Genomic DNA, 6,402 nt, shown 5'->3' with positions numbered 1-6,402 from the left:
TGGTACGGTTCATTGCCGCTAACACTGGTTTTTTTTAAAAAAAACAACTATATTAAATGATAGAGAACGTGGGGAAGTTGGAAAATTTATGCAAGTATTAAATAATAGTTCACACAAATATATATGTAAAATCGTAGGCTTAGTTGTAGCACTTGGTTTATCAAATCAATCCTTTGCTGCAACTGCAACAGGTGAGTTAACAGTTACCGCAACAGTTACCGCGGCTTGTTCTATCGGTAATGCAACATTAGCTTTTGGTGAGTATTTTCCACTAACAACTCATGCCACTGCTGATTTAGACAGCTCAATATCTGTCTCCGTAGCCTGTACGACAGGTACAGCTGCAAATATTTATTCTTCTACGCTTCCAGCAGAACGCAAGATGGTAGCTAATGGGTCAGATACATTAGCTTATCAACTATACACAGATGCAGGCCGAGGAACAGAGTTAGGTACTGCTGCTGATGTAGGTGCTATTTCTGTGACAGGAACAGGAGAGGCCCAAAATATAAATATATACGGAAGAATAAACAAAGCTCTAAAACCGGCTCCTGGAAGTTATACACAGGTGGCCAATTTAACAATATCTTATGAGTAGCATTTTTTAAAAAGAGGCCGGTATGTGGTTTTTAATTAGGTCTGTATTCGGCTTTCTTTTTAGTTTATCTGTGGCTCATGCAGTCACTATTTCTCCTACTGTAGTCGAACTGTCTGCAAAAAATAGGGTAGCGTCAATTACAGTCACTAATACCTCAGATAAAAAATTACATTATCAGGTCAACACTCTCTCATGGTCACAGCTTGATGGTATAGATCAATATTCTGAAAGTAGAGAATTACTTGTTGTGCCAGCAATTACTGAAATAGCTGCTGGCGCTAGCCAGATATTTCGAGTAACACCGCGATATCCTCAAACAAATAGCATCGAACAAAGTTATCGTCTAGTCCTGGAAAATATCACAGCAATTACTCCAAATGACTCTATCAAAACGAATAGTGTAGTTTTCAGGATCAGTCATGATCTTCCCATATTCTTATCCCCAACGACTAGGCCTATTCAAAATGCTGTTTGGCATAACTGTAGTGCTCCTAACGGCAAAGGATGTATCCGCATTAAAAATACAGGCAATCAACGGATGCGCCTGTCTGGTATCGATCTAGAAGGAACTAATTGGCAAAAAGAGCTAAAAATTGTCGACACTGTTCTGGCGGGAGCATGGAAACAATGGATCTATGATTTACCCACCGGACAATTGGCCCCGCTAAAGGTAAAGATAAAAACTGAAAGGGGGTTTATTGAACCAATTTTGGCACCGCAACATGACGGTTCTCAACGTTAATAGGGACAATGGTGAATGATCTATGTATTTTTACCATTCAAGGTTCATGTAAAAAAAATAGAGTTAGTAAAACCATTTTCAGTGTTATTTACTGTTCTTTGCATTTTACCATTTTCATCAGATCTCAATGCGGCCCAGAACACTACAAACAATTCAAAACAAGAGATTCAAGAGCGCTATTCTAATGCAGCAGAAACATATCTAGTTGAAATTATAATCAATGCACAACCTTTACCAGATATTTATCGTGTAGAAAAACTTGCTGATGGCCACATAGCACTCCCTCTTGATGTATGGGAGTTAACAAGATTACGTCCTGTTAAAGAAATAACAGCATTACCTGATGCACAGAAAGGGTATATCCTTGATTCAATTACTGGCCTAACGTATCAATTTGATAGAAGTTTACTGACATTAGAGATTAATGCACCAGCCCAAGCATTTAAAGGCAGTTTTTTTGACATGCGTTCCCAGAAAGAATCTTTACCTAATCTTTCTCCGCCCGGGGCATTCATAAATTACAATCTTAGCGTTACAGATGCGGTACATCATGAGAAGAATTATGGAGCATTAATAGAAGGGATCGTTTTTAATGGTTGGGGATCTGCTGTTATAGGAGGTGTAATTCGTAGCAATAAAAATGAAACTGAAACTATTCGAACAGAGACTTATTGGCAAAAAGATTTACCAAACCGGATGCAATCTTTAACTATTGGAGACACTCTTGATCCTGGTAGTGATTGGAGTCGCCCAGCAAGATTCGCAGGTATTCGCTGGGGGCGAGATTTTACTCTTCAACCGGGTTATATCTCCTATCCAATGCCTTCTCTTTCCGGATCAGCCGCTCTACCTTCTACAATCGATGTATTGGTGAATAACCAACGACGTCAAACACAAACAGTAAAGTCTGGTCCATTTGATTTGACCAATATCCCTGTGATTACTGGAGCTGGAGAAATAAATCTTATAATACGGAATATGCTCGGTGAACAGACGATAATTACACGTAGCTATTACACCTCACCTAAGTTGCTAGAAAGTGGTCTTACTGACTTTTCATTTCAGGCAGGTTTTCTGCGGGAAAACTATGGTACCGTCAGTAATGACTATGGGGCTTTTTTTAGTTCATCAAATTGGCGACAAGGCTTGAGCAAAACAACAACGGTAGAAGGTCGTTTGGAATTACAACAAGACCGCCAAGCAATTGGCGGGCTAGTTGATCATGTTTTAGGAAATTTTGCAATTGCACATCTGGGAGTAGGCTTTTCTCATGTTCATGATAACCAGGGTGGTCATTATTTGATGGGATTAGAACGTACTGGGAAAAATGGTGGTGGATCGATCCGATGGGAGTATTTTTCCGATGACTATAATCAATTTGCCTCTACAGATAAAGAAATAAAGCCACGTCAACGTATTGCTGCTGGATATGGTCTACCTATTTATCACAATGTTTCGATAGGTTTAAATTACACGAGTCAATCAAATTGGAATAGTGATTTATTGAGTTTATTATCTGCGAATGTCAGTATTTCTCTTCCGGAAAATATTTTTTTACATACCTACGCAAGTACACAGCTGGATCAGAATAAAGATTGGAATTGTGGACTAAGTCTAACAATACCTTTAGGTAAACAGCGCAGTTTCTCAGCAAACTCTCAACGTAGTAATGATGGTCATTATGTAAATACAGCGGATCTCACACAGTCGGCACCAATTGGCCCAGGCATCGGATGGGGTATACGGACGAGTGATAATCCAAACCAGAAATTGCGTGCTAATTTCACGTGGAATACAAAGATTGGACAAATTACCGCAGAAGCCGTTGATAATTCACAGCATGATGCAATGTTTCGTTTTGGTGCAAGTGGTTCAATAGGCTGGTTACAAAATCTGCCATTTGCAACAAAAAATATAGGTCATGGAAGTTTTGCTGTTGTTAAAGTCGCAGATTTTGAGCGGATTCCTGTATACCGTAGTAATCAATTGGTTGCTTATACGAATAGTCAAGGCTTAGCATTTGTACCCAACTTACTTCCCTATCAGAAGAATAAAATCAGTCTTGATCCAAGTGAATTACCTTTGGAGGCTGAAATTAACGGTACGGAAGAATATGCCTTGCCTTATGCCAGAAGCGGCATATTTTTAAATTTACCTGTACGTCGATCTTATAATGCATTAATTACCCTTAAACAGCCTGATAACTCACCTGTGCCATTAGGAGCTACAGTAAAATTGGCTGGACGTGATGACGAATTTGTTGTTGGTAAAAGAGGTGAAGTGTATCTGGTGAATCTGTCTAAAGTGAATCACATCACAGTCACCTGGCCAACTGGATCTTGTAAATTGAAGATCCCATTAGATTTTAAAGGCTCAGGTGAACCTCGTATAGGCCCTTTAGCATGCGGAAATTAAAATTATATTTTGTCTTTATCTATATTTGATCAAATAAAATCTTTTTATACTTTCACATTGATAATCTGGAGATTGAGGAGCTTCAAGCTATGAGTTATCTAATATTCACTACAAATTATTACCTTCATCCACTATGATTGGACGTTTTAAATTGAATGTGATTTCGATTTTTTTCATGTGTATTTTATTACAAGCGCTGTTCCAAGTCACTCATGCAGGTAGTTTTGGAGTAATGCCCACTGGTCTAAGACTTGATACACATAATAATAAAGGCATTATCACGGTTAGCAATCATGGTAATCAAAAAGCCACTATTCAGGCAGAAATACTTTCCTGGATACAATCATACGGTCAAAATCAATACATGCCTACACAGGAAGTTTGGGTAAAACCACAATTATTGACACTTTTACCTGGTAAATCACAGGTTCTACATGTTGGCACACGAATACCATCGCTTGCCAAAGAGAAAGCATACAGATTAATGTTAACCGAGTTACCTTTAGCCTCAACAGAACAATCTGATATTGAAGATCAACCTAAAAATCTCACTATTCTCCTACAGCTAAACTTGCCCGTATATGTATCTCCTACAACCCTAATTAGACTTCAACAATGGCAAGCTCAGCAAAAAGCCAATGGCAACATCATTATTAAACTTAACAATCAAGGCAATACACATGTTTTAGTAAACGAATTGACACTACGAAAACCAGTTTCGGGTGCAGATTTTAGTCCTTTAGCCGTTACCCAAGTGAATGATGTTGTTTTTCCAGGACACAGTCATTATTGGGAAATCACCCCAAAGTTCCAATTATTTGAACATCCTTTCATACTTGAAATTAAAACTGATGGTGGTCGCCAGAGTTTTTCATTAACCATTCCACCCTACAATAAATAGAACATTTTAATATTGATGAAAATTGAATTTGAAAAAGGTAATTAAATGAAAAATTTTTTTCTTTTATGTCTACTGATGTTCGCTATGATGTGGTCTAAATCAGCATTTGCACTCTGTACCGTGCTTTGTTCATGTTCAGTCGCCACCACACAGGTATCATTCGGAGAGTACAGACCATTATCATCATCTTTAGTGAATTCTAATAGTGGGAAGGTGAGCGTAACATGTGGAGGAGTTCTTGGGCTACTTATTCCATACCAGATTAAACTTAATACAGGTACAAACTCAAATACATTCGATCCTCGAAAAATGGCCAGCGGTTCCAATATGCTCGAATATAATCTATACACATCTGAAACTGATAACAGAATTTGGGGTGATGGAAATGGTGGAACAATATTTATTTCTGGGAGTGTGGATCTTTTATTAATAAGCCAAACTACAGTAGATCATATTGTTTATGGTAAAATTCCTGCTGGTCAGTCAACAGTACCTCCTGGAACTTATATTGATAAAGTCATGGTCACCGTTACCTATCAATAAGTAATCTTAGTTAGAATGATGAGTAGATCTGATCCTATCCAAAATAATGGACAACTCATGGGCTAAGGTTGATTCAAAGCCAAGCAAATGTTCAGAAATAATGGAAAGACATTCTGATTTTAACAGGTCGTTATGGCGACGATGACCCGGTTGACCACGACTGGCATGCGCCAGACCTGAAACACCGTCTTGCTTGAGCTTCTGCAATAACCAGGTAATTTGACGGGTTGAAAGATTCAGAATTTCAGCAGCACGGACTTGTGTAATACGTTGATCTCGAACATATTGCAGGACTGCAAGACATTGTATTTCCTTGTCAGACATAGACACTAACATATCAAACCATCCGCTAAGAAAATCGCAAAAGCGCATATTCTAAAAGCGGACATTTTTACTTTGGAGAAACCGGACATTTCTACTTGGGGCTTACATTTTCATTTCGTATAACAGCCATTATGTTAAGTTAAGCGAAGATTCACTTAAAACAAGAGCTTTAATTTTTACAGCTTTTTCGAAATGATCTAATTTATGTTGCATGATCCACCAATTAGCTGCTTCCATTAAAAGCTCAGGATTATCATTTTTATTCTTGAAAAAGGCATAGAAAGATAAACCTACGCTATCTCCTTTCTTCTCAATTTTCTCATTACATCCATGAATAAATATTTCTCTTAACTCTTTTCTCATGTTTTTAACTTTCTCTAAAATTAATTACGAAGCCCCGATCTAAGATCAGGGCTTTATTTATTTCTACCTTACATTTCAACAAGTATTGATTCGCCTGTAGAACAGTCTCCATTACGCCATTGCCAGTTTTCAATTAACTTAATTTTTCCATTGGCTTGGATCTCAATCTCAGTATTACATTCACCTATACGTAATTCATTCATCTCATTGATGTGGTGGTATGCCATCGTGAAAGTTTTTTCAGAAGTCATGAAACCTAGTAAATGTCCATTGGTAATACTGCCACCAGAATAGGTAGCTTCTATACGCTCACCTACTTGGTAATAATTAAAAATAGTCTCGTGAGATACTTCTCCATTAGATGTATTTTTAGCATTTACAAATTTTTTATTATTTAGATTTAAGTTCATTTCTACTCTTTAATTTCCCTAAAATTAACATAATACACCTTATACGTAATGCTTGATATTTCTCTTTAAATATCATTATATTAAAGCAAGCCGTTCTGAAATATAG

The 6,402-nt window shown here is 37.5% G+C and carries 7 protein-coding genes and 1 pseudogene; 5 read left to right on the top strand and 3 right to left on the bottom strand.

Annotated elements, in window-relative coordinates:
* The first annotated feature begins 88 nt into the window (after positions 1–88).
* The 5 genes from VF675_RS13320 to VF675_RS13300 all read left to right on the top strand — a co-directional run bounded on the left by VF675_RS13320 (position 89) and on the right by VF675_RS13300 (position 5,199).
* Positions 89–598, top strand: coding sequence for a Csu type fimbrial protein (locus VF675_RS13320; RefSeq protein WP_440205355.1), 510 nt, complete (start codon positions 89–91; stop codon positions 596–598).
* Positions 599–620: 22 nt separating this feature from the next.
* Positions 621–1,340, top strand: coding sequence for a fimbrial biogenesis chaperone (locus VF675_RS13315; RefSeq protein ID WP_440205354.1), 720 nt, complete (start codon positions 621–623; stop codon positions 1,338–1,340).
* Positions 1,341–1,355: 15 nt separating this feature from the next.
* Entirely contained in the window at positions 1,356–3,755 is a 2,400-nt protein-coding gene (locus tag VF675_RS13310; RefSeq protein ID WP_440205353.1) for a fimbria/pilus outer membrane usher protein, read from the top strand.
* A gap of 175 nt (positions 3,756–3,930) precedes the next feature.
* A complete protein-coding gene (locus VF675_RS13305) occupies positions 3,931–4,656 on the top strand; it encodes a fimbrial biogenesis chaperone (RefSeq protein WP_440205352.1) in 726 nt (241 codons plus the stop codon).
* Between the two features lie 45 nt (positions 4,657–4,701).
* Positions 4,702–5,199 (top strand): Csu type fimbrial protein, encoded by a 498-nt coding sequence (locus tag VF675_RS13300; RefSeq protein WP_440205351.1) that lies wholly within the window; start codon positions 4,702–4,704, stop codon positions 5,197–5,199.
* A 54-nt stretch (positions 5,200–5,253) separates the two neighbouring features.
* Here VF675_RS13300 and VF675_RS13295 read toward each other — a convergent pair.
* The 3 genes and pseudogenes from VF675_RS13295 to VF675_RS13285 form a co-directional block, all read right to left on the bottom strand.
* Positions 5,254–5,535: pseudogene (locus VF675_RS13295) on the bottom strand (winged helix-turn-helix transcriptional regulator); the annotation flags it as partial.
* A 117-nt stretch (positions 5,536–5,652) separates the two neighbouring features.
* On the bottom strand, positions 5,653–5,886 hold the full coding sequence (locus VF675_RS13290) for a DUF6500 family protein (RefSeq protein ID WP_111885980.1): 234 nt from the start codon (positions 5,884–5,886) through the stop codon (positions 5,653–5,655).
* 68 nt (positions 5,887–5,954) lie between these two features.
* On the bottom strand, positions 5,955–6,296 hold the full coding sequence (locus VF675_RS13285) for a hypothetical protein (protein ID WP_104472901.1): 342 nt from the start codon (positions 6,294–6,296) through the stop codon (positions 5,955–5,957).
* Positions 6,297–6,402: the final 106 nt, after the last annotated feature.

The organism is Acinetobacter sp. Lyrl_1, assembly GCF_051948795.1.
GTDB lineage: Bacteria > Pseudomonadota > Gammaproteobacteria > Pseudomonadales > Moraxellaceae > Acinetobacter > Acinetobacter towneri.
Note: the sequence above shows the minus strand (reverse complement) of the source record. Positions and strands in the feature narration are given on the sequence as shown.

Bases quoted from the DNA above. Each gene is read 5' to 3' on its own strand.
- VF675_RS13285 (WP_104472901.1), bottom strand. From the start codon at position 6,296: ATGAACTTAAATCTAAATAATAAAAAATTTGTAAATGCTAAAAATACA.
- VF675_RS13320 (WP_440205355.1), top strand. From the start codon at position 89: ATGCAAGTATTAAATAATAGTTCACACAAATATATATGTAAAATCGTA.
- VF675_RS13310 (WP_440205353.1), top strand. From the start codon at position 1,356: ATGATCTATGTATTTTTACCATTCAAGGTTCATGTAAAAAAAATAGAG.
- VF675_RS13305 (WP_440205352.1), top strand. From the start codon at position 3,931: ATGTGTATTTTATTACAAGCGCTGTTCCAAGTCACTCATGCAGGTAGT.
- VF675_RS13300 (WP_440205351.1), top strand. From the start codon at position 4,702: ATGAAAAATTTTTTTCTTTTATGTCTACTGATGTTCGCTATGATGTGG.
- VF675_RS13290 (WP_111885980.1), bottom strand. From the start codon at position 5,886: ATGAGAAAAGAGTTAAGAGAAATATTTATTCATGGATGTAATGAGAAA.
- VF675_RS13315 (WP_440205354.1), top strand. From the start codon at position 621: ATGTGGTTTTTAATTAGGTCTGTATTCGGCTTTCTTTTTAGTTTATCT.